This window comes from Sandaracinomonas limnophila (genome assembly GCF_004005965.1).
GTDB classification, from domain to species: domain Bacteria; phylum Bacteroidota; class Bacteroidia; order Cytophagales; family Spirosomataceae; genus Sandaracinomonas; species Sandaracinomonas limnophila.
Genome location: NZ_SACY01000023.1, coordinates 1 through 255, shown reverse-complemented (window position 1 = coordinate 255; position 255 = coordinate 1). Strand labels below are relative to the sequence as shown.

Sequence of the window (255 nt, the reverse complement as noted above, 5' to 3'; positions counted from 1 at the left end):
GACTAATCGCTCGATTTCTTTCTCTGGTAATCCATGCTGAGGTTGAATCTGATGTACTCAATACTGAAACTGCGCCATCTACATATCCTTTAATAGCCTTTACTGTCGGATAATTCGTATCATTATTTGTTGCATCTGTAATGCCTGTTGCTTTATTAGCCAATAACTCTTTTAATGCCTCTGATTGTGTTGCTCTTGAAATTTCACGATCCAAACGACCCACCAAAGTTGTATCTTGGTTAGTTGATCTTAATA

At 37.3% G+C, this 255-nt stretch carries 1 protein-coding gene; it reads right to left on the bottom strand.

From position 1 onward, the window contains the following. On the bottom strand, nt 1-255 hold a 255-nt coding region (locus EOJ36_RS12015), incomplete at both ends, for a hypothetical protein (protein WP_238944491.1).